Raw genomic sequence first — 21,135 nt, forward strand, 5'->3', positions numbered from 1 at the left:
TTACGCGATGATTTTAGCTACAACGCCGGCGCCAACGGTACGGCCACCTTCGCGGATTGCGAAGCGGAGGCCTTCATCCATGGCGATCGGAGCGATCAGCTCAACAGTCAGGTTCACGTTGTCACCAGGCATTACCATTTCGGTGCCTTCTGGCAGTTCAACATTACCGGTCACGTCAGTTGTACGGAAGTAGAACTGTGGACGGTAGTTCGCGAAGAACGGCGTGTGACGACCACCTTCCTCTTTAGTGAGGATGTAAGTCTCGGCAGTGAACTTGGTGTGTGGCGTGATCGAGCCAACGTGTGCCAGAACCTGGCCACGCTCAACGTCATCACGAGCTACACCACGCAGCAGCGCACCGATGTTGTCGCCCGCACGACCTTCATCAAGAAGCTTGCGGAACATTTCAACGCCAGTAACAGTTGTCTTCTGAGTGTCGCGGATACCAACGATCTCGATCTCTTCGCCAACTTTCACGATGCCGCGCTCAACACGACCAGTACATACAGTACCGCGACCGGAGATGGAGAATACGTCCTCAACAGGCATCAGGAATGCACCGTCAACAGCACGCTCTGGCTGTGGGATGTAATCATCAACGGCTTTCATCAGCTCGATGATCTTGTCTTTACCGATGTTGTCGTCACGACCTTCGAGAGCTGCAAGAGCAGAACCAGCTACGATCGGAATATCGTCGCCTGGGAAATCATACTCAGACAGAAGCTCACGGATTTCCATCTCAACAAGCTCGAGGAGCTCTTCGTCGTCAACCTGGTCAACTTTGTTCATGAACACAACAAGCGCTGGTACACCAACCTGACGAGCAAGCAGGATGTGCTCGCGTGTCTGTGGCATTGGACCATCTGCTGCGTTAACAACCAGGATAGCGCCGTCCATTTGAGCCGCGCCCGTGATCATGTTCTTCACATAGTCAGCGTGACCTGGGCAGTCAACGTGCGCATAGTGACGTGCTTCAGTCTCATACTCAACGTGTGCAGTAGAGATCGTGATACCACGCTCACGCTCCTCTGGAGCCTTGTCAATGTTCGCGAAGTCTACAGCTGCACCGCCGTATGCTTCAGCCAGAACTTTCGTGATCGCAGCTGTCAACGTCGTCTTACCATGGTCAACGTGACCAATAGTACCGATGTTGCAGTGCGGCTTATTACGTTCAAACTTTTCTTTAGCCATCTCAAATTACCTTTCTATCGGCCCTTGATTTACCAAGGGATCCATAGCTTTTTGGTTCTTCTTGTTTATTAACCGGCAAGCTTGGCTTTGATTTCCTCAGCCACGTTTGCAGGAACTTCATCGTAATGGTCGAACTGCATGGAGAACTGTGCACGACCTTGTGAGAAGGAGCGGAGCTCGTTCACGTAGCCGAACATGTTCGCCAGAGGGACCATTGCGTTGATTACAGTAGCCGGACCGCGGGTTTCGGAACCCTGGATCTGGCCGCGGCGCTTGTTAAGGTCGCCAATTACGTCGCCCATATACTCTTCTGGGGTCACAACTTCAACCTTCATCATCGGCTCGAGCAATTTAATGCCGGCTTTGGACGCTGCTTCACGCATTGCGCCGCGGCCTGCAATCTCGAACGCGAGAACGCTGGAGTCTACATCGTGGTACGCACCGTCGATCAGGCGTACGGAGAAGTCGATGATTGGGAAGCCAATGAGAGCACCAGCTTCAGCGATGTCGTTAACACCCTTTTCAACACCAGGGATGTATTCGCGAGGAATGTTACCGCCCTTGATCTCGTCGGTGAACGTGATGCCGGAGCCGCGCTCGCCTGGGGTTACAACCATCTTCACGCGACCGAACTGACCAGAACCACCGGACTGTTTCTTGTGCGTGTAGTCGATTTCAACTTCTTTCGCGAAGCTCTCGCGGTATGCCACCTGAGGCGCACCCACGTTACACTCAACTTTGAATTCGCGACGCATACGGTCAACGATGATGTCGAGGTGCAGTTCGCCCATGCCGGCGATCACAGTCTGACCGGATTCTTCATCGGAAGAAACGCGGAAGGATGGATCTTCAGCTGCCAGACGGTTCAGAGCGATGCCCATTTTCTCCTGGTCTGCTTTCGACTTTGGCTCAACAGCCACTTCGATCACAGGATCAGGGAATTCCATGCGCTCCAGGATAACCTGGCTGTTGTTGGCACACAGGGTGTCACCAGTCGTGGTCATTTTCAGACCAGCGATTGCGATGATGTCGCCTGCGCGAGCTTCCTTGATGTCTTCACGGCTGTTGGAGTGCATTTCCAGCATCCGGCCGATCTTCTCTTTCTTGCCCTTAACGGAGTTGGTTACTTGCGTACCAGCTTCGAGAACACCAGAGTAGATACGGCAGAACGTCAGCGTACCAACGAATGGGTCGTTCATGATCTTGAACGCGAGAGCCGAGAATGGCTGCTCGTCGTCAGACTTACGAACGATTTCTTTTTCGTGGTCGTCAGCGTCTACACCGCGGATCGCGTCAACGTCGGTTGGCGCAGGCATATAGTCAACAACAGCATCCAGAAGCGGCTGAACGCCTTTGTTCTTGAACGCGGTACCGTTGAGAACCGGAACGAACAGACCCTTAGTCGTACCTTTGCGGATAGCGCCCTTGAGCTCTTCCTCGGTCAGCTCTTCGCCTTCCAGGTACTTTTCCATCAGAGCTTCGTCAGCTTCAACAGCCGTCTCGATCATTTCCATGCGAGCAGCTTCAGCGTCGTCCTTCAGTTCGTCACGAATATCTACATATTCGTATGAAGCACCAAGGTCTTCACCTTTCCACAGTACTTCCTTGAACTTGATCAGGTCGATCAGGCCTTCGTATTCAGCTTCTGCGCCGATTGGCAGCTGAACAACGAGAGCTTTAGCGCCCAGGCGGTCTTTGATCATGCCCACGCAACGGTCGAAGTTCGCACCCATGCGGTCCATCTTGTTGACGAAGCACATACGTGGAACACCGTATTTGTCAGCTTGACGCCATACAGTCTCGGACTGAGGCTCAACGCCTGCAACCGAGTCAAATACAGCTACGGCACCATCGAGAACACGGAGGGAACGCTCAACTTCAATAGTGAAGTCAACGTGACCTGGTGTGTCGATGATGTTGATGCGGTGATCGTTCCAGAAGCAAGTCGTTGCAGCGGAGGTAATCGTGATACCGCGCTCCTGCTCTTGCTCCATCCAGTCCATAGTCGCGCCGCCATCGTGCACTTCGCCGATTTTGTGGCTACGGCCGGTGTAATAAAGGATACGTTCAGTAGTCGTCGTTTTACCAGCATCGATGTGTGCCATGATGCCGATGTTACGATAACGATTAAGTGGCGTTCTGCGTGCCATGGAACCTGTTCCTTACTTAATAACTTGTTACCAACGGTAGTGCGAGAAGGCTTTGTTAGCCTCAGCCATCTTGTGCGTGTCTTCACGCTTCTTGACGGCGGCACCCCGGTTGTTAGCTGCGTCCAACAGTTCGCCGGAAAGACGGCCAACCATCGTGGTTTCGTTGCGCTTGCGAGCAGAGCTGATCAGCCAGCGAATAGCCAGCGCCTGAGCGCGCTCGGAGCGAACTTCAACAGGAACCTGGTACGTCGCACCACCAACACGGCGGGAGCGAACCTCAATAGCAGGCTTCACATTGTCCAGTGCTTCATGGAAGAGAGCCAGAGCATCGGTCTTGGCGCGCTCTTCGATAGTCTCAAAGGCACCGTATACGATACGCTCTGCTACGGACTTCTTACCATCCAGCATCAGGCTGTTCATGAATTTGGTCAGTACGACATCACCGAACTTTGGATCAGGAAGTACTTCGCGTTTTTCTGCGCTATGACGACGAGACATGCGTTAAATCCTTCTCTAATCTTACTTCGGACGCTTCGTGCCGTATTTGGAACGGCTCTGACGACGATCTGCAACACCCTGGGTATCGAGCACACCACGGAGAGTGTGGTAGCGAACACCAGGCAAGTCTTTCACACGACCACCACGGATCAGAACAACAGAGTGTTCCTGAAGGTTGTGGCCTTCACCCGGGATGTAAGAAGTAACCTCGAAACCGTTCGAAAGACGTACACGAGCAACCTTACGGAGTGCCGAGTTAGGCTTCTTAGGGGTCGTGGTATAAACACGAGTACATACGCCACGTTTTTGTGGGCATGCTTCCAGCGCTGGCACTTTATTGTGCACTGGCTTCGCTTTGCGCGGCTTCCGCACTAGCTGTTGAATGGTAGGCATCTTAATTCCTTGCCGTTTTTCTCTGTCACCATTACCGAATGACCCCTTTTGCATGCAGCAAAAACGCCTGCATCGTGAACCACTTGGTTCCGACGAGGCCATTCATGATAATTCAAACTCTGTTTTCCTAGGCCAGAAAACCCCAGCGTTTAGCCTGTTTGGGCTACCACCTGAGCTCTGGCGAGGTGCGCTATCTATACCGAAAAGGGCCTCAGGTCAACGAAAAAACGGGGGTGGTAAGGAAATGCTAAGATTCTAGGGATTATCGCATTTTTCTTGCGATGGATCAGACATTTCCGTCAGGCTGCACCCCGCCCCTCGACGGTAGAGATACACATAGCCGTATCCACCGTCTAGATTATGTCGGAGGCGCGCCGGCAAAAAGTTCCAAATGCGCGAGTCCTTGATTGCCGGCACCAGGGGCTTTGGCGCCGGATGTGCCTTGGACACAAGCGGCCAGTTTTCAGCTCTTGCCTGCTCAAGCAGGTGTGGGGTCCGCGCGGGGTCAACGAATACCAGCTCCCCTGCTTGAGCCTCTGCAACTGAGGCCTTGTCCCCTGCTCCGCTCCACTTTAACAGGATCATCGCCCGCCGGATGGTTTCCGCGTCGGCATGGACAGGCGCGTCAGCAGCATCAGTCCAGGCAGCAAACTGCTCGACCCCGAAGATATAATTCCTGTTCTCGATATAGAGCGCCGCCAGATTCAGGCTGACAGCTGCCATCAGCAAAAGGCCAACAGCCTTATGGCGGCCGACACGGCAAAGCGCTGAATACGCCACAGCAAGGGATGGCAACACCGCGAGTGCGGTGACCAGGAAGTAGCGCGGATTGAGCGGCAGCAAGGTCGTGGCCGCACCGACCATCACAAACCAGGTTGCAGCAAGCCCAAGCCACAGGCCAGCTAGGTACCTCACTTGTGGACTACCCATTGCAACCTTCCGTCCGCTCAGGAAATACCAGGCAAGAACCGGGATCGCCACCCAGAACAGGATTGTGAATTCCTGGTTGAGAAGAATCACCAGCAAGGGGTCGACAACAGGGTGCACAATCACATTGCCCGCCAGGTCAATTGTACGGTCGATGGTGCTGTCATGATGGCTGGAGATGTTCATGCGGTACAGCGGATCGCCGGTCATGATGGTCAGGTAGAGTATCTCCTGCAGCCACACGGCAAAGAATCCCCCCGCCATAATCCAGTATTGCCGCCGCTCAATCACCGCCCCCATCAGGAACAGCAGGCCATAATAAACCAGAAGGAAAACCGTGGTTTCCCGGGTCAGGAAGCCAAAAGCCGCAAGCCCCCCTGCCCCCAGCAGCCACCACAGGCGCTTCTCCCGCTCGCCCGCAATCAGGAAACACTGAAAGGACGCGACAACAAAAAGCGCCTCGATCACATCCACGGACGCCACGCTGGCGCTGCTGACCAACACCGGAAGCGTCACCAGAAGCGGGGCCATCATGAGCATCGCCTCTCGGCCTGCCATGCGCCAGACCGCATATATAAGGAGCGCCACAAGGCAAAGGCAATAAAGAAGGCTTGGCAGGATCAACGCAAATTCGCTACCGCCGAACGCCAGGAACGACAGCGCCACAGGAATGGTGATGGTAATGCGAATGGTGCCATGCCCGCCCACATAGGGAAAATCCTCGATCCAGCCGTAAGCTCCACGGGCATAAGTGGCATCGTCCGACGCCAGAAAACCAACCCAGGTCACGGCCACCACCCCCAGGAAGACCGCAAGGATGATAAGTATGGAAGAGCGTAAGGACAGACGGCTAATCACGCTGGTCTCCCTTGTAGTGAGCGAAAACGAAGGCCCGGCTGATCAGGAAGGAACAACCAATCACGACAATATCGACGCCGACCTTGGCAACAAGTGGCGGGAACGTCAGCATCTGCACGGCAAGATACAGAAGTGCTGTCGCAAGCCCCATATTGAAACCAAGCAACAACCCATACCTGACAGCCTGGTGTGCGCCAGCATGTGCATGGACGCCCGCAAAGGTATAATATTTGTGCAGCAGGAAGCCTGTGCCCGCACCAACAAGTTTGGCTGCCACATTGGCCCACAGATACTGGCCGGTCGCCAGATAGGTGATCAGCACAAAGGTAAGATAGTCCAAACCATAGATAACCGGCCCGACAAAAATATAGCGCGCGGCCTGGCCGAAAACGCTTTTACCTGTGGCGCGACTGGCGCTGTCCTCGCTCATGCCTGATCAGGCCTTTTGCGGCGCCGTGCCGACAGGCTCTGCAGCGGCTGCCGCGGTGTGTTCGACACATCATAGCTCAGGAAAAACAGTACCAACTGGAAGCCAAGAATGATCGGGAGCACCGCAACCATCACGGTGCCGCTGGTAGCCGCCACCCCTTCAGCGATAGACTGCTGCCATTTCACAAGGCCAAAGACGCCGCCAAACGCCATCAGCAAAAGCCCGAAAACGAGATTGAGCGACGCCAGGTTGAAGTCCCGGAAAAAGTAGGAATAAACCATGCGCCGAATGGTGCCGCGAATATTGCCCCACAGGAAAGGACCGGCAATCCTGCTGATTTTCAGCCCGCTTTCTTCGTCCCCGTAGACCGCCTCCATCGGGACGTCGGTGACCACAGCCCGGTGGTCACCCAGCATGATCAGCATATCGGTTTCAAAGAAATAACGCTTGCCCAGCTTGTGCAGCTCAATCCGGGACAGAACCTCCCGGTGGATCGCCGTATAGCCATTGGTGGGATCAAACAGGTTCCAGTAGCCACTTGAAAGCTTGGTCATGAAAGACAGCACGGCATTGCCGAACAACCGCACCTTGGGCATCTGCCGAACCGAATAGAAAGAGTGAAACCGGTTGCCCTTGGTATAGTCCGCCGTACCGTCTTCAAGCGGACGGATCAGCCCCGGCAGTTCGTCGGGGTCCATCTGGCCGTCGCCATCCATCTTCACAACAATATCGGCGCCAGCCTCTAGAGCGGCCTTATAGCCCGTTACCACGGCCCCTCCCACCCCTTGGTTCATCGCGTGCTTCAGCACCGTCACGCGGGGATCCGTGCAATTCGCCTCGACAAAGGCGCCGCTCTGTTCCGGGCAGGCATCATCAACGACGAATATCTGCTGGCATGCAGGACCGATCGAGTCGATAACCTCTAGGATATGCCGTTTGACATTGTAGCACGGAATAACTATGGCGACTGTCTGGCTGTCCACTGGCCTCTCCCCAAGCCTTTCAAGCGTTTATCCATTAGTATCTGCGACAGGCACAGGCTTCAAGCCCCGATGGATAGGGTCCGATACAAAAAAAGGCCCGCCGATATCGGCAGGCCTTTCCTTGAATTCTTAGCAAGAAGCTTAAGCTTCGCCACCCTCTTGCGGTGCTGCTTCTTCCGTGCCGGTTGCTGCGGCGAACTCGGCTTCGGCAGTTGCCATTGGGTCTGCTGCCTCTTCCTGTGCAGCCTCTGCGATCTTGTCACGCTTGTGCGCTTCGTGACGCAGGCGGTTCATCACAGAACCGGTACCAGCCGGGATCAGGCGACCAACAATCACGTTTTCCTTCAGGCCAACGAGACGGTCTTTCTTGCCTGCAACAGACGCTTCTGTCAGGACGCGGGTCGTTTCCTGGAACGACGCGGCAGAGATGAAGCTGCGGGTCTGCAGGCTCGCCTTGGTGATACCAAGAAGGATCGGGTGACCTTTGGCTGGCAGTTTGCCCTGAGCTTCAAGCTTCGCGTTCTGTTCTTCGAACTCTTCGCGATCAACCTGTTCGCCCAGCAGCATCGTGCTGTCGCCAGAGGAAGTGATTTCGATCTTCTGCAGCATCTGGCGAACGATCACCTCGATGTGCTTGTCGTTGATCTTCACACCCTGCAGGCGGTAAACGTCCTGCACTTCTTTCACCAGATAGTTGGCCAGCGCCTCAACACCCATAACATGCAGAATGTCGTGTGGTGCAGGGTTACCGTCGATCAGGTATTCACCCTTCTGGATGAAGTCGCCTTCCTGAACGGCAATGTGCTTGCCTTTTGGTACCAGATATTCAACTGGCTCGCCCTCTTCGTCGCGTGGACGGATAGAGATGCGACGCTTGTTTTTATAGTCGCGGCCAAATTCAACGATACCGTCGATCTCAGCGATGATCGCGTGGTCCTTCGGACGGCGGGCTTCAAAGAGCTCAGCCACCCGTGGCAGACCACCGGTAATGTCTTTGGTTTTCGCAGCTTCACGCGGGATACGGGCGATTACGTCACCAGCCTGTACGTGCTTGCCGTCCTCAACGGAGAGGATGGCATCCACAGACAGGAAGTAGCGTGCTTCCGTACCGTTGGCGAGTTCGACAACTTCGTCGTTCTCGTTACGAAGCGTGATGCGTGGACGCAGGTCAGCACCTTTTGGCGCGGAACGCCAGTCGGTCACAACCTTGGACGCGATACCTGTACCTTCGTCTACGATTTCCTTCACGGACACGCCTTCGATCAGGTCAACCAGGCGAACCGTACCAGTTTGCTCTGTGATGATCGGAACGGTGTATGGGTCCCACTCAGCGAGTTTCTCGCCTTTAACAACCTCTTGGCCTTCGTCCTTGAACAGGTGCGAACCGTAAGCCAGGCGGTGCTTGGCTTTTTCACGGCCTTCATCGTCAACAACGATGACTTCCATGTTCCGGCTCATCACAACCTTGCGGCCTTTGCTGTCTTCGATCACGTTGCGGTTTTCGATCTTGATCTTACCGTCAGCGGACGATTCAACAGCGGATTCAGCGTTCACCGTTGCGGCACCACCGATGTGGAAGGTACGCATGGTCAGCTGTGTACCAGGCTCACCGATCGACTGAGCGGCGATAACACCAACGGCTTCACCCATATTCACAGGCGTACCGCGGGCCAGGTCACGACCGTAACACTTGCCACATGTGCCGCCCTTGGTTTCACAGGTCAGAACCGAACGGATCTTCACTTCACCAATGCCGGCAGTCTCGATCGCGTCAGACTTGGCTTCGTCAAGCAGCTCACCAGCCGGGAACAGCAGTTCGCCGGACACAGGGTGCTTCACATCCACTGACAAACAGCGACCAAGGATACGCTCGCTCAGCGGCACGAGAACGTCGCCGCCCTCGGATACTTCCGTGATGGTGATACCGTTTTCGGTACCGCAATCCTCTTCGATCACAACGCAGTCTTGGCTTACGTCCACCAGACGACGGGTCAGGTAACCTGAGTTTGCCGTCTTCAGGGCTGTATCCGCCAGACCCTTACGGGCACCGTGCGAGGAGTTGAAGTATTCAAGAACCGACAGGCCCTCTTTAAAGTTCGAGATGATCGGCGTTTCAATGATCTCACCAGACGGCTTGGCCATCAGGCCCCGCATACCGGCAAGCTGCTTCATCTGAGCCGCAGAACCCCGCGCACCAGAGTTGGCCATCATGAATACCGAGTTCACATCAGTTTCACGACCGTTCTCATCAACCTCGGTGCGCTCCATTTCCTTCATCATGGCGTCTGCCACTTTGTCGGTACATTGCGCCCAGGCGTCTACAACCTTGTTGTATTTCTCGCCCTGGGTGATCAGACCATCCTGATACTGCTCTTCATATTCCTTCACCATGTCGCGCGTGGCTTCAACCAGCGTTTCCTTGGCGTCAGGAATGATCATGTCGTCTTTACCGAAGGAGATACCAGCGGCACATGCGCGGCGGAAGCCTTCGCCCATGATGCCGTCAGCGAACAGAACAGTCGTCTTCTGACCACAGTGGCGGTAAACCACGTCGATCACTTCAGAAATCTCTTTCTTGCCGAGACGACGGTTGATCAGGCTGAATGGCACTTTCGGGTGCTTCGGCAGGTGCTGCGCAAGGATCATACGGCCAGGCGTGGTTTCAACGCGCTTGGTCTCAAGTTCACCCTTGTCGTTGATCAGCTCGAAACGGGCATTGATCTTGGTGTGCAGCGTGATGGATTTGGCGTCCAGTGCAAACTGGATTTCGTCCATGCAGGAGAAGGCTTTACCTTCGCCAATGTCACCCTGGCGCAGGCTGGTCATATAGTAGAGACCAAGCACGATATCCTGGGATGGAACGATGATCGGCTTGCCGTTCGCTGGGCTGAGGATGTTGTTTGTGGACATCATCAGCACGCGGGCTTCAAGCTGGGCTTCGATGGACAGTGGCACGTGAACGGCCATCTGGTCACCGTCGAAGTCAGCGTTGAAGGCAGCACACACAAGCGGGTGCAGCTGAATGGCTTTACCTTCGATCAGTACAGGTTCGAACGCCTGGATACCAAGACGGTGCAGTGTTGGGGCACGGTTCAGCATCACTGGGTGTTCGCGGATCACCTCATCAAGGATATCCCAAACCTCACGGCGCTCCTTCTCAACAAGCTTCTTCGCGGCCTTGATGGTGGTCGCGATGCCTTTCTTGTCGAGGCGCGAATAGATGAACGGCTTAAAGAGTTCAAGCGCCATCTTCTTCGGCAGGCCACACTGGTGCAGCTTCAGCTCAGGACCAACCACGATTACGGAACGACCGGAATAGTCAACCCGCTTACCGAGAAGGTTCTGACGGAAACGACCCTGCTTACCCTTGAGCATGTCAGACAGGGACTTCAGTGGGCGCTTGTTGGCACCAGTGATGGTACGGCCACGACGGCCGTTATCGAACAGCGCATCCACGGATTCCTGAAGCATACGCTTCTCGTTCCGGATGATGATATCTGGCGCGCGCAGTTCAATCAGGCGCTTCAGACGGTTGTTCCGGTTGATCACACGACGATAAAGGTCGTTGAGGTCGGAAGTCGCGAAGCGGCCACCGTCCAGCGGTACGAGCGGACGCAGCTCTGGCGGGATCACAGGCACAACGGTCATGATCATCCACTCAGGGCGGTTGCCGGATTCGATGAAGCTCTCGATTACCTTGAGGCGCTTAACGATCTTCTTGGGCTTCAGCTCAGACTTGGTCTCAGCCAGTTCCTTCAGAAGCTTTTCCTGCTCGTCTTCAAGATCAACGCTTTCCAGAAGCTTGCGGATCGCTTCAGCGCCAATGCCAGCGGTGAAGCTGTCTTCGCCATACTCGTCCTGCGCACGATAGTAATCGTCCTCAGACAACAGCTGGAACTGCTTCAGCGGCGTCAGGCCTGGCTCGATCACCACATAGTATTCGAAATACAGAACGCGCTCGAGATCCTTCAGCGTCATATCCAGCACAAGACCGATCCGGCTTGGGAGCGACTTGAGGAACCAGATGTGGGCTACAGGAGCAGCCAGGTCAATATGGCCCATACGCTCGCGGCGCACCTTCGAGAGCGTGACCTCAACGCCACATTTCTCACAGATGATGCCACGGTACTTCATGCGCTTATATTTGCCGCACAAGCACTCATAGTCCTTCACAGGGCCAAAGATACGGGCACAGAAAAGACCATCTTTCTCGGGCTTGAACGTCCGATAGTTGATGGTTTCCGGCTTTTTGATCTCACCAAAAGACCAGGAACGAATCCGCTCCGGCGACGCAATCGAGATCTGGATCTGATCAAACGTCTCCGGTTTCTGGTTCGGGTTGAAGTATTTCATCACTTCTTGGTTCATGTCCGGCGTCTCTCTTAATTCGCTGTCGGGGCAATTTCTGCTCAAGGAGCCCCGCTTCGCCTTCCAAAACTCCGCCCACCCGCAGGTGGGCTGGCCGAGGCATAAGCCCCGGCCTGCACAATATTAGTCGTCGGTACCAGTAATCAGCTCGACATTCAGACCCAGGGACCTGATTTCCTTCACAAGTACGTTGAAGGATTCTGGGATACCTGCTTCGAATGTATCGTCGCCGCGTACAATGGCTTCGTAGACCTTGGTCCGGCCTGCCACATCGTCCGACTTGACGGTAAGCATTTCCTGCAGCGTGTAAGCAGCACCGTATGCCTGAAGTGCCCACACCTCCATCTCACCGAAGCGCTGGCCACCGAACTGCGCCTTACCGCCCAGCGGCTGCTGGGTAACAAGGCTGTATGGGCCAATCGAACGGGCGTGGATTTTGTCGTCCACAAGGTGGTGCAGCTTGAGCATATAGATGTAGCCCACGGTAACCTTACGGTCGAATTTCTCGCCCGTACGGCCATCCCACAGTTGAACCTGACCAGAACGGTCAAGGCCGGCTTGCTCCAGCATTTCACAGATATCGGCTTCCACAGCACCATCGAACACCGGTGTGCCCATTGGGACACCGCTTGTCAGGTTGCCGGCAAGCTCGATGATCTGGTCATCGGTCAGCTCAGCGATATCGCTTTCATACTGCTCTTCGCCGTAGATCTCTTTGAACTTGGCACGGAAATCATCCGCAGCGCCCGAACCGTGGCGGTATGCTTCAAGCATGCCGTCGATCTGGCGGCCAAGACCACGAGACGCCCAGCCAAGGTGCGTTTCAAGAATCTGACCCACGTTCATCCGCGATGGTACACCCAGCGGGTTCAGCACAACGTCAACCGGCGTGCCGTCCTCAAGGTGAGGCATGTCTTCCTGTGGCAGAATGCGCGAGATAACACCTTTGTTACCGTGACGGCCTGCCATCTTGTCACCAGGCTGAAGCTTGCGCTTCACGGCAACGAAGACCTTAACCATCTTCAGAACGCCAGGAGGCAGCTCGTCACCACGCTGCAGCTTCTCGATCTTCTCGTCGAAGCGGCGCTGGAGCTGGCCTTTGCTGTCGTCGAACTGCTTGCGGAGTGCTTCGATATCGCTCATGGCGCTATCGTCATCAACGGCGATATCCCACCAGGTGATGCGCTTCAGTTCAGCGAGGCCTTCCTCGGTGATCTTGGTGCCCTTCTTCATCTCTTTGGTGCCCGCAGTAACCGTGCGGCCAATCAGGAGAGGCTGAAGACGACCGTAGATGTTGCGCTCAAGAATTGCGCGCTCGTCTTCGCGGTCTTTGGTCAGGCGTTCGATTTCTTCACGCTCGATCGTCAGGGCACGTTCGTCTTTGTCCACACCGTGGCGGTTAAAGACGCGTACCTCAACAACCGTACCGGCCACACCGGGTGGCAGGCGCATGGAGGTGTCGCGAACGTCGGATGCTTTCTCACCGAAGATAGCACGCAGAAGTTTTTCTTCCGGCGTCATTGGGCTTTCACCCTTCGGCGTGATCTTACCAACGAGGATGTCGCCTGGGTGAACTTCAGCACCGATGTAAACGATACCGGCTTCATCCAGGTTCTTCAGGCCTTCTTCACCCACGTTTGGAATATCACGAGTGATTTCCTCTGGGCCAAGCTTGGTGTCGCGGGCCATCACCTCGAATTCCTCGATGTGGATCGACGTGAAGACGTCTTCTTTCACGATCCGCTCGGAAATCAGGATGGAATCCTCGAAGTTGTAACCGTTCCAAGGCATGAAGGCCACGAGGGCATTCCGGCCAAGCGCCAGTTCACCGAGTTCCGTCGATGGGCCATCACAGATGATGTCGCCTTTCAGGACCTCGTCACCCACTTTCACCAGTGGACGCTGGTTGATGCAGGTGTTCTGGTTGGAACGCTGGAACTTCTGCAGCGTGTAGATGTCAACGCCGGACTTGCCAGGGTCAACGTCTTCGGTAGCGCGGATAACGATACGGGTCGCGTCCACCTGCTCTACCACGCCGGTACGGCGGGCTGCGATGGCGGCACCACTATCGGAAGCCACAACTTTTTCCATGCCGGTACCAACAAACGGCGCCTCAGCGCGAACGAGTGGAACGGCCTGACGTTGCATGTTCGAACCCATGAGTGCGCGGTTCGCGTCATCGTTCTCGAGGAACGGAATGAGCGATGCAGCCACGGACACAAGCTGCTTCGGCGATACGTCCATCAGGTCGATGTTGTCAGGCGTGGACATGATGAATTCACCAGCCTCACGACAGGACACCAGGTCGCTTGCGAACTTGCCGTCTTCTGTCAGCTCGGCGTTTGCCTGTGCAACAGTGTATTTACCTTCTTCCATAGCGGACAGGTAAACCACTTCAGCAGACACTTTGCCGTCAACAACCTTACGGTATGGGCTTTCGATGAAGCCATACTTGTTCACTTGGGCGTAAGTCGCGAGCGAGTTGATCAGACCAATGTTCGGGCCTTCCGGCGTTTCAATTGGACAGATACGACCATAGTGGGTTGGGTGTACGTCACGAACCTCAAAGCCCGCGCGCTCACGCGTCAGACCACCAGGACCAAGCGCTGACATACGGCGCTTGTGCGTGATCTCGGAAAGCGGGTTGGTCTGGTCCATGAACTGCGACAGCTGCGAAGAACCGAAGAATTCACGAACAGCTGCAACAGCCGGCTTCGCGTTGATCAGGTCATGCGGCATCACAGTGTCGATGTCTACAGAAGACATACGCTCACGGATCGCACGCTCCATACGCAGGAGACCAATGCGGTACTGGTTTTCCATCAGTTCGCCAACGGAACGGACACGACGGTTACCAAGGTGGTCAATATCGTCGATCTCGCCCTTGCCGTCCTTCAGCTCAACAAGCGTCTTGACGGTGGAAAGGATGTCTTCGCGGCGCAGCGTGCCAACAGTGTCTTCGCAGTCAAGGCCAAGACGCATGTTCATCTTCACGCGACCAACGTCAGACAGATCATAGCGTTCTGGATCGAAGAACAGCCCGTAGAACAGCGCTTCGGCTGTTTCCTTGGTTGGCGGCTCACCCGGACGCATAACCTTGTAGATCTCAGCCAGTGCGCCGTCAGTGCACTCGATCTTGTCGGCTTTGAGCGTGTTACGGATGTATGGGCCAACATTGACCGCATCAATGTCGAGAACCTCGATCTCGTCAAAGCCCGCAGCAGACAGGTCCTCAACGATCTCTTCGGAAAGCTCGTCACCGGCCTCAACATAAATGGAGCCGGTTTTCTCGTTGATCACGTCGCGAGCAGCATATTTGCCAACGATCATTTCTTCTGGAACAAGAATGCCTTGGATGCCGTCTTTTTCCAGCTTCTTCGCCAGACGTGGCGTGACCTTCTTGTCTTTTTCAATAATCACTTCGCCGCTGTCGGCGTCGACAACGTCAAAGTCCGGCTTAACACCGCGCCATGCTTCGGCGATGAATGGCATGCGCCAGCCGCCTTTCGTGCGAGTGTAGGAAACCGTGTTGTAGAAATAGTGCAGAATGTCTTCTGCACCCATGCCAAGGGCGTAAAGAAGGGACGTCGCAGGCAGTTTGCGGCGACGATCGATCCGTACGTTGACGATGTCTTTTGCATCAAACTCGAAGTCGAGCCAGGAACCACGGTAAGGAATCACGCGCGCTGCAAACAGGAATTTCCCGGAGCTGTGCGTCTTGCCGCGGTCATGGTCGAAGAATACACCAGGCGAACGGTGCATCTGGGAAACGATCACCCGCTCGGTACCGTTGATCACGAACGTACCGTTGTCGGTCATCAGTGGCAGGTCGCCCATGTAGACGTCTTGCTCTTTGATGTCCAAAACGGACTTGGCTTCTGTCTCTGGATCAACCTCAAATACGATCAGGCGCAAGGTCACGCGCAGCGGTGCGGCATAGGTCATGTCGCGCTGCTGGCATTCTTCTACATCATATTTCGGTGCTTCCAGTTCATACCTGACATATTCAAGCGATGAAGTAGCTGAGAAGTCCTGAATTGGGAAAACCGACTTGAGAACTTTCTCAAGGCCGGAAGTCAGCCGCTCTTCTTCTGTTGCGCCAGGCTTGAAGAACTGGTCATAGGACCGCCGTTGAACCTCAATGAGGTTTGGCATTTGCGTCACTTCGGAAATGTGCCCAAAGTCCTTACGCACGCGCTTACGACCGGTAAATGAAGTCGCCATGCTTCGCCCTCGTTCCTTTAGTTGTGCCGCCAAAGCCTGAGTACTCGAAGGCCCTGGTCCAGCTGCCAATTGGGGTCTAGGGTGAACAACTTACCCTAAACTCCTGAAAATCCAAATCTTTTGGGCATTTCACCCAAGACGGGACCTGATTTTTATGTCCTTAGGTCCTCAGGACGCCGAAAGGCCGGGAGCGAATTTCGCTCCCGACCCCGGGATCAAGTGGCTCAAGAAATTACTTGAGCTCAACTTTCGCGCCAGCAGCTTCGAGCTTTTTCTTGAGCTCTTCAGCTTCGTCTTTCGACACAGCTTCTTTAACTGGCTTAGGAGCACCTTCAACCAGGTCTTTAGCTTCTTTGAGGCCCAGACCAGTGATTGCACGTACTTCTTTAATCACGTTGATTTTCTTGTCGCCAGCGTCTGCGAGAATTACGTCAAACTCGTCTTTCTCTTCTGCAGCTTCAGCACCAGCAGCAGCACCGCCAGCAGCAGCAACAGCTACAGGAGCAGCAGCAGATACGCCCCATTTTTCTTCCAGCATCTTGGAAAGCTCAGCAGCTTCCATAACAGTCAGGCCAGAAAGTTCTTCTACAAGCTTCGCGAGGTCAGCCATTTGTATTACTCCAATTTCGTAGTCCTACAGTCGAGGTACTACATGTCACATTGCATAAAAGTCTAGGCAGCGTCCGACCATCCGGGCACCACCCATTTTGTGTTTAAGCTGCGTCTTTGCTGCCGTAAGCACCGAATACACGAGCCAATTGACCCGCTGGGGCTTGCGTAACTGCGGCGACCTTCTGGGCAGGAGCTTGCAGGAGACCCACAAGTTTGCCACGAAGCTCGTCCAGCGATGGCATAGAGGCCAGTGCTTTAACGCCGCTTTCGTCCAGAACCGTAGAGCCCATGCTGCCACCAACAAGACGAAGTTTTTCGTTCTTCTTGGCGAATTCAGCGAGGACTTTGGCTGGAGCTACAACGTCGTCAGCAAAACCAATTGCCGTCGGACCTGTAAACAGATCAGCAATACCTTCGTATTCAGTACCTTTGAGCGCAAGACGAGTCAGCCGGTTCTTGGTTACTTTCAAAGAAGCACCCACTTCACGCATTTGCGCACGCAGTGCAGTAATCTCAGCAACGCTCAGGCCATCATAGTGTACAACTACGACAGTCGCGGCGTTCGAGAATACCTCATGCATGGATGCAACCAGATCCTGCTTTTCGGCTCTTTCCACTTTTCTCGTCTCCGACTTTGGAAACCTTCCCCAAACTTCGGGGTCAGCCTCCGTTTCATTTGAGCCATATATCCGCGTCTCATGCCGAAGCATCATTCCCGGATACGCTACCCTGTCCAGGGCGCAGGATGGGCCACACCCAATCCTGTAGGAACCGCGGCTATCAACTCACGAAGCTGATAATTCCTAATACCCATCTCATACAGGCCTCGGCGTCGCGACGACCGATTGTTTTAAACCCTGAAGGTCAACTACTAGCAACACACTTCAGAGCACCTGTAATCTCGGACAGTACTCTCACACAGGCAAAACATCCGCCTGCATGTTTGTGCCGCCCCGTTCGAGACGGCACAAATTCTTCAATTACGCGTCGATCGCAGACGTGTCGATCTTCAGGCCTGGGCCCATGGAAGAGGACATCGCGATTTTCTTCACGTAAGTGCCTTTTGCGCCGGTTGGCTTGGCTTTAACAACCGCACCGATGAACGCTTTGGCGTTTTCAATGATCTGAGCTTCGTCGAAGCTGGCCTTGCCAACGCCGCCGTGCACGATACCGGCTTTTTCAACGCGGTATTCAACCTGGCCCGCTTTAGCCGCTTCAACAGCGCCTTTAACGTCCGGTGTAACAGTGCCCAGCTTTGGGTTCGGCATCAGGCCTTTAGGGCCAAGCACCTTACCCAGGCGACCAACAACAGCCATCATGTCAGGCGTTGCGATCACACGGTCAAAATCCATGTTGCCCTTCTGGATGTCTTCCATCAGGTCTTCTGCGCCAACGATATCTGCGCCAGCTGCTTTTGCTTCTTCAGCTTTCGCATCGCGAGCAAACACAGCAACACGCATCGTCTTACCCGTGCCGTGTGGCAGGGATACAACGCCGCGAACCATTTGGTCAGCGTGACGTGGGTCAACACCGAGGTTCATAGCAACTTCGATCGTTTCGTCGAATTTCACTTTGGAACGAGCTTTCAGCTCGGCAACAGCTTCTTCAACGGTGTAAAGCTTTTCGCGGTCGATACCGTCGAGAGCTTTTTGCATACGCTTAGCAGTTTTCGCCATCTGATTAGCCCTCTACCTTCAGACCCATGGAACGAGCGGAGCCTTCGATGATCAGCATTGCTGCTTCGATATCGTTGGCGCTCAGGTCCACCATTTTCGCTTCCGCGATCTCTTTTACCTGTGCCTTGGTGACAGAACCGGCAACAGCACGGCCAGGCTCGGAACCACCAGACTTAAGGCCAGCAGCTTTCTTCAGGAAGTAGCTTGCTGGTGGGGTCTTGATGTCAAACGTAAAGCTTTTGTCAGCGTAAACCGTGATGATGGTTGGGCAAGGCTGGCCTGGTTCCATCTTCTGGGTTTTTGCGTTGAACGCTTTACAGAATTCCATAATGTTAATGCCACGCTGACCAAGCGCCGGGCCAATTGGAGGCGACGGGTTTGCTTGACCTGCAGGCACCTGAAGCTTCAGATAGCCAGAAATCTTCTTTGCCATTTCATTTCCCTTTCAAAAACAACATGGGGCTTCAGGCCCCGTTTAGGGTGCGCGGTACGGCTAATGGCTGGCCTTCCGCGCGGTTCATCCGGGGCAGCTAGCCCCAGAATTCTTAAGAAACTTTTTCGACCTGGGTGTATTCCAGCTCAACCGGTGTCGCCCGACCAAAGATCGATACAGACACCTTCAGGCGCGCCTTGTCTTCATCCACGTCTTCGACAGTACCGTTGAAGGATGCGAACGGACCATCGGTCACGCGCACTTCTTCGCCAATCTCGTAAACGATATTCGGACGTGGGCGCTCAACACCTTCCTCAACCTGGTTGAGAATGCGAGCAGCCTCTGCATCCGAAATCGGCGAAGGCCGACCTTGTGGCCCAAGGAAGCCCGTTACCTTCGCATGGCCGTTGGCCAGGTGGTACGTATCGTCCGTCAGAACCATCTTGATCAGCACATAGCCCGGGAAGAATTTCTTCTCGGACGTTACTTTTTTGCCCTTGCGGACCTCAACAACCTCTTCGGTCGGAACAATCACTTCGTCCACCAGCGCGTCCAGGCCCTGCTGAACGGCTTGCTCTTTAATGGCCTCAGCGACCTTCTTCTCAAAGCCCGAATAGGCGTGAATGATATACCAACGAGACTTGCTCACATTAACCTCCAAGACCCAGCAGGTATTGCACACCGGCGTTCAGAACAAAATCCACGCCAAGGAAGAACACAGCCATGATCACAACCATAATAAACACCATAAGAGAGGTGATTCCCGCTTCTTTAGGCGTCGGCCAGGTCACTTTGGACCCTTCCTGCCGTACCTGGCGGACAAATTCACCCGGGGTGGTCTTCGCCATAGTGTGTCCTTCTTTCTAGCTCATAAGCCCGCGCTTAGAGCCTATAAAGCGCAGGCTTTTCAAAACCTTATCAATTCAGCACTCAAAAGCAGCTGCTCTCTCTTCCGGCTTGGCAGGGGCGGAGGGACTCGAACCCCCGACACCCGGTTTTGGAGACCGGTGCTCTACCAACTGAGCTACGCCCCTAAAGCCATAAGCGCTTCTCGTGAGGGGTGCGGTTTAACGCCCCTACCCCCAGCATGCAAGCACTTTTTTTGCCATTTTTAAAATGGCTTAGCGGGGCAACCTCAAAACTCGGAACCCGCGCAAGAAAATGGGCCGAACAGGCCGGCCCACTTTCGAGTTCTTGTCGCTTACGCGATGATTTTAGCTACAACGCCGGCGCCAACGGTACGGCCACCTTCGCGGATTGCGAAGCGGAGGCCTTCATCCATGGCGATCGGAGCGATCAGCTCAACAGTCAGGTTCACGTTGTCACCAGGCATTACCATTTCGGTGCCTTCTGGCAGTTCAACATTACCGGTCACGTCAGTTGTACGGAAGTAGAACTGTGGACGGTAGTTCGCGAAGAACGGCGTGTGACGACCACCTTCCTCTTTAGTGAGGATGTAAGTCTCGGCAGTGAACTTGGTGTGTGGCGTGATCGAGCCAACGTGTGCCAGAACCTGGCCACGCTCAACGTCATCACGAGCTACACCACGCAGCAGCGCACCGATGTTGTCGCCCGCACGACCTTCATCAAGAAGCTTGCGGAACATTTCAACGCCAGTAACAGTTGTCTTCTGAGTGTCGCGGATACCAACGATCTCGATCTCTTCGCCAACTTTCACGATGCCGCGCTCAACACGACCAGTACATACAGTACCGCGACCGGAGATGGAGAATACGTCCTCAACAGGCATCAGGAATGCACCGTCAACAGCACGCTCTGGCTGTGGGATGTAATCATCAACGGCTTTCATCAGCTCGATGATCTTGTCTTTACCGATGTTGTCGTCACGACCTTCGAGAGCTGCAAGAGCAGAACCAGCTACGATCGGAATATCGTCGCCTGGGAAATCATACTCAGACAGAAGCTCACGGATTTCCATCTCAACAAGCTCGAGGAGCTCTTCGTCGTCAACCTGGTCAACTTTGTTCATGAACACAACAAGCGCTGGTACACCAACCTGACGAGCAAGCAGGATGTGCTCGCGTGTCTGTGGCATTGGACCATCTGCTGCGTTAACAACCAGGATAGCGCCGTCCATTTGAGCCGCGCCCGTGATCATGTTCTTCACATAGTCAGCGTGACCTGGGCAGTCAACGTGCGCATAGTGACGTGCTTCAGTCTCATACTCAACGTGTGCAGTAGAGATCGTGATACCACGCTCACGCTCCTCTGGAGCCTTGTCAATGTTCGCGAAGTCTACAGCTGCACCGCCGTATGCTTCAGCCAGAACTTTCGTGATCGCAGCTGTCAACGTCGTCTTACCATGGTCAACGTGACCAATAGTACCGATGTTGCAGTGCGGCTTATTACGTTCAAACTTTTCTTTAGCCAT

16 protein-coding genes and 1 tRNA gene are annotated in these 21,135 nt (G+C 54.6%); all 17 read right to left on the reverse strand.

Features of this window, described 5'->3' with window-relative positions; translation table 11 throughout:
• Positions 1–1,191, reverse strand: a complete 1,191-nt coding sequence (gene tuf / locus KORM41_RS12895) for an elongation factor Tu (protein ID WP_068144728.1) — start codon at positions 1,189–1,191, stop codon at positions 1–3.
• A gap of 68 nt (positions 1,192–1,259) precedes the next feature.
• Positions 1,260–3,341 (reverse strand): elongation factor G, encoded by a 2,082-nt coding sequence (gene fusA, locus KORM41_RS12900; RefSeq protein WP_068148658.1) that lies wholly within the window; start codon positions 3,339–3,341, stop codon positions 1,260–1,262.
• Between the two features lie 27 nt (positions 3,342–3,368).
• On the reverse strand, positions 3,369–3,839 hold the full coding sequence (gene rpsG / locus KORM41_RS12905) for a 30S ribosomal protein S7 (protein ID WP_068148660.1): 471 nt from the start codon (positions 3,837–3,839) through the stop codon (positions 3,369–3,371).
• Positions 3,840–3,860: 21 nt separating this feature from the next.
• Positions 3,861–4,232, reverse strand: coding sequence for a 30S ribosomal protein S12 (gene rpsL, locus KORM41_RS12910; protein ID WP_068148697.1), 372 nt, complete (start codon positions 4,230–4,232; stop codon positions 3,861–3,863).
• A 255-nt stretch (positions 4,233–4,487) separates the two neighbouring features.
• Positions 4,488–6,017 (reverse strand): glycosyltransferase family 39 protein, encoded by a 1,530-nt coding sequence (locus KORM41_RS12915; RefSeq protein ID WP_068148663.1) that lies wholly within the window; start codon positions 6,015–6,017, stop codon positions 4,488–4,490.
• On the reverse strand, positions 6,010–6,447 hold the full coding sequence (locus tag KORM41_RS12920) for a GtrA family protein (RefSeq protein ID WP_068148666.1): 438 nt from the start codon (positions 6,445–6,447) through the stop codon (positions 6,010–6,012). Before KORM41_RS12920 ends, KORM41_RS12915 begins: the two co-directional genes overlap by 8 nt.
• A complete protein-coding gene (locus KORM41_RS12925; RefSeq protein WP_068148668.1) occupies positions 6,444–7,430 on the reverse strand; it encodes a glycosyltransferase family 2 protein in 987 nt (328 codons plus the stop codon). The genes KORM41_RS12920 and KORM41_RS12925 overlap by 4 nt, the downstream gene beginning before the upstream one ends.
• A gap of 141 nt (positions 7,431–7,571) precedes the next feature.
• Positions 7,572–11,798, reverse strand: a complete 4,227-nt coding sequence (gene rpoC / locus KORM41_RS12930; protein WP_068148671.1) for a DNA-directed RNA polymerase subunit beta' — start codon at positions 11,796–11,798, stop codon at positions 7,572–7,574.
• 123 nt (positions 11,799–11,921) lie between these two features.
• Positions 11,922–16,022, reverse strand: a complete 4,101-nt coding sequence (gene rpoB / locus KORM41_RS12935) for a DNA-directed RNA polymerase subunit beta (protein ID WP_068148674.1) — start codon at positions 16,020–16,022, stop codon at positions 11,922–11,924.
• A gap of 232 nt (positions 16,023–16,254) precedes the next feature.
• Positions 16,255–16,632 carry a 50S ribosomal protein L7/L12 gene (gene rplL / locus KORM41_RS12940; RefSeq protein ID WP_068148677.1) on the reverse strand — a complete coding sequence of 126 codons (378 nt, stop codon included), beginning with the start codon at positions 16,630–16,632 and terminating at the stop codon, positions 16,255–16,257.
• Positions 16,633–16,735: 103 nt separating this feature from the next.
• Positions 16,736–17,251, reverse strand: a complete 516-nt coding sequence (rplJ, locus tag KORM41_RS12945) for a 50S ribosomal protein L10 (RefSeq protein ID WP_068148680.1) — start codon at positions 17,249–17,251, stop codon at positions 16,736–16,738.
• A 363-nt stretch (positions 17,252–17,614) separates the two neighbouring features.
• Positions 17,615–18,310, reverse strand: coding sequence for a 50S ribosomal protein L1 (gene rplA / locus KORM41_RS12950; protein ID WP_068148683.1), 696 nt, complete (start codon positions 18,308–18,310; stop codon positions 17,615–17,617).
• 4 nt (positions 18,311–18,314) lie between these two features.
• On the reverse strand, positions 18,315–18,743 hold the full coding sequence (gene rplK, locus KORM41_RS12955) for a 50S ribosomal protein L11 (RefSeq protein WP_068148686.1): 429 nt from the start codon (positions 18,741–18,743) through the stop codon (positions 18,315–18,317).
• A gap of 112 nt (positions 18,744–18,855) precedes the next feature.
• On the reverse strand, positions 18,856–19,392 hold the full coding sequence (gene nusG, locus KORM41_RS12960) for a transcription termination/antitermination protein NusG (protein WP_068148690.1): 537 nt from the start codon (positions 19,390–19,392) through the stop codon (positions 18,856–18,858).
• A gap of 1 nt (position 19,393) precedes the next feature.
• Positions 19,394–19,591, reverse strand: coding sequence for a preprotein translocase subunit SecE (gene secE, locus KORM41_RS12965; protein WP_068148695.1), 198 nt, complete (start codon positions 19,589–19,591; stop codon positions 19,394–19,396).
• A 110-nt stretch (positions 19,592–19,701) separates the two neighbouring features.
• Positions 19,702–19,777: transfer RNA gene (locus tag KORM41_RS12970), tRNA-Trp, on the reverse strand.
• Positions 19,778–19,944: 167 nt separating this feature from the next.
• Positions 19,945–21,135, reverse strand: a complete 1,191-nt coding sequence (tuf, locus tag KORM41_RS12975) for an elongation factor Tu (RefSeq protein ID WP_068144728.1) — start codon at positions 21,133–21,135, stop codon at positions 19,945–19,947.

Source organism: Kordiimonas lipolytica, assembly GCF_001550065.1.

What these genes read in the sequence shown, in the direction of transcription:
- tuf (WP_068144728.1), bottom strand. Translation starts at nt 1,191, where the DNA reads ATGGCTAAAGAAAAGTTTGAACGTAATAAGCCGCACTGCAACATCGGT.
- fusA (WP_068148658.1), bottom strand. Translation starts at nt 3,341, where the DNA reads ATGGCACGCAGAACGCCACTTAATCGTTATCGTAACATCGGCATCATG.
- rpsG (WP_068148660.1), bottom strand. Translation starts at nt 3,839, where the DNA reads ATGTCTCGTCGTCATAGCGCAGAAAAACGCGAAGTACTTCCTGATCCA.
- rpsL (WP_068148697.1), bottom strand. Translation starts at nt 4,232, where the DNA reads ATGCCTACCATTCAACAGCTAGTGCGGAAGCCGCGCAAAGCGAAGCCA.
- KORM41_RS12920 (WP_068148666.1), bottom strand. Translation starts at nt 6,447, where the DNA reads ATGAGCGAGGACAGCGCCAGTCGCGCCACAGGTAAAAGCGTTTTCGGC.
- rpoC (WP_068148671.1), bottom strand. Translation starts at nt 11,798, where the DNA reads ATGAACCAAGAAGTGATGAAATACTTCAACCCGAACCAGAAACCGGAG.
- rpoB (WP_068148674.1), bottom strand. Translation starts at nt 16,022, where the DNA reads ATGGCGACTTCATTTACCGGTCGTAAGCGCGTGCGTAAGGACTTTGGG.
- rplL (WP_068148677.1), bottom strand. Translation starts at nt 16,632, where the DNA reads ATGGCTGACCTCGCGAAGCTTGTAGAAGAACTTTCTGGCCTGACTGTT.
- rplA (WP_068148683.1), bottom strand. Translation starts at nt 18,310, where the DNA reads ATGGCGAAAACTGCTAAGCGTATGCAAAAAGCTCTCGACGGTATCGAC.
- rplK (WP_068148686.1), bottom strand. Translation starts at nt 18,743, where the DNA reads ATGGCAAAGAAGATTTCTGGCTATCTGAAGCTTCAGGTGCCTGCAGGT.
- secE (WP_068148695.1), bottom strand. Translation starts at nt 19,591, where the DNA reads ATGGCGAAGACCACCCCGGGTGAATTTGTCCGCCAGGTACGGCAGGAA.
- tuf (WP_068144728.1), bottom strand. Translation starts at nt 21,135, where the DNA reads ATGGCTAAAGAAAAGTTTGAACGTAATAAGCCGCACTGCAACATCGGT.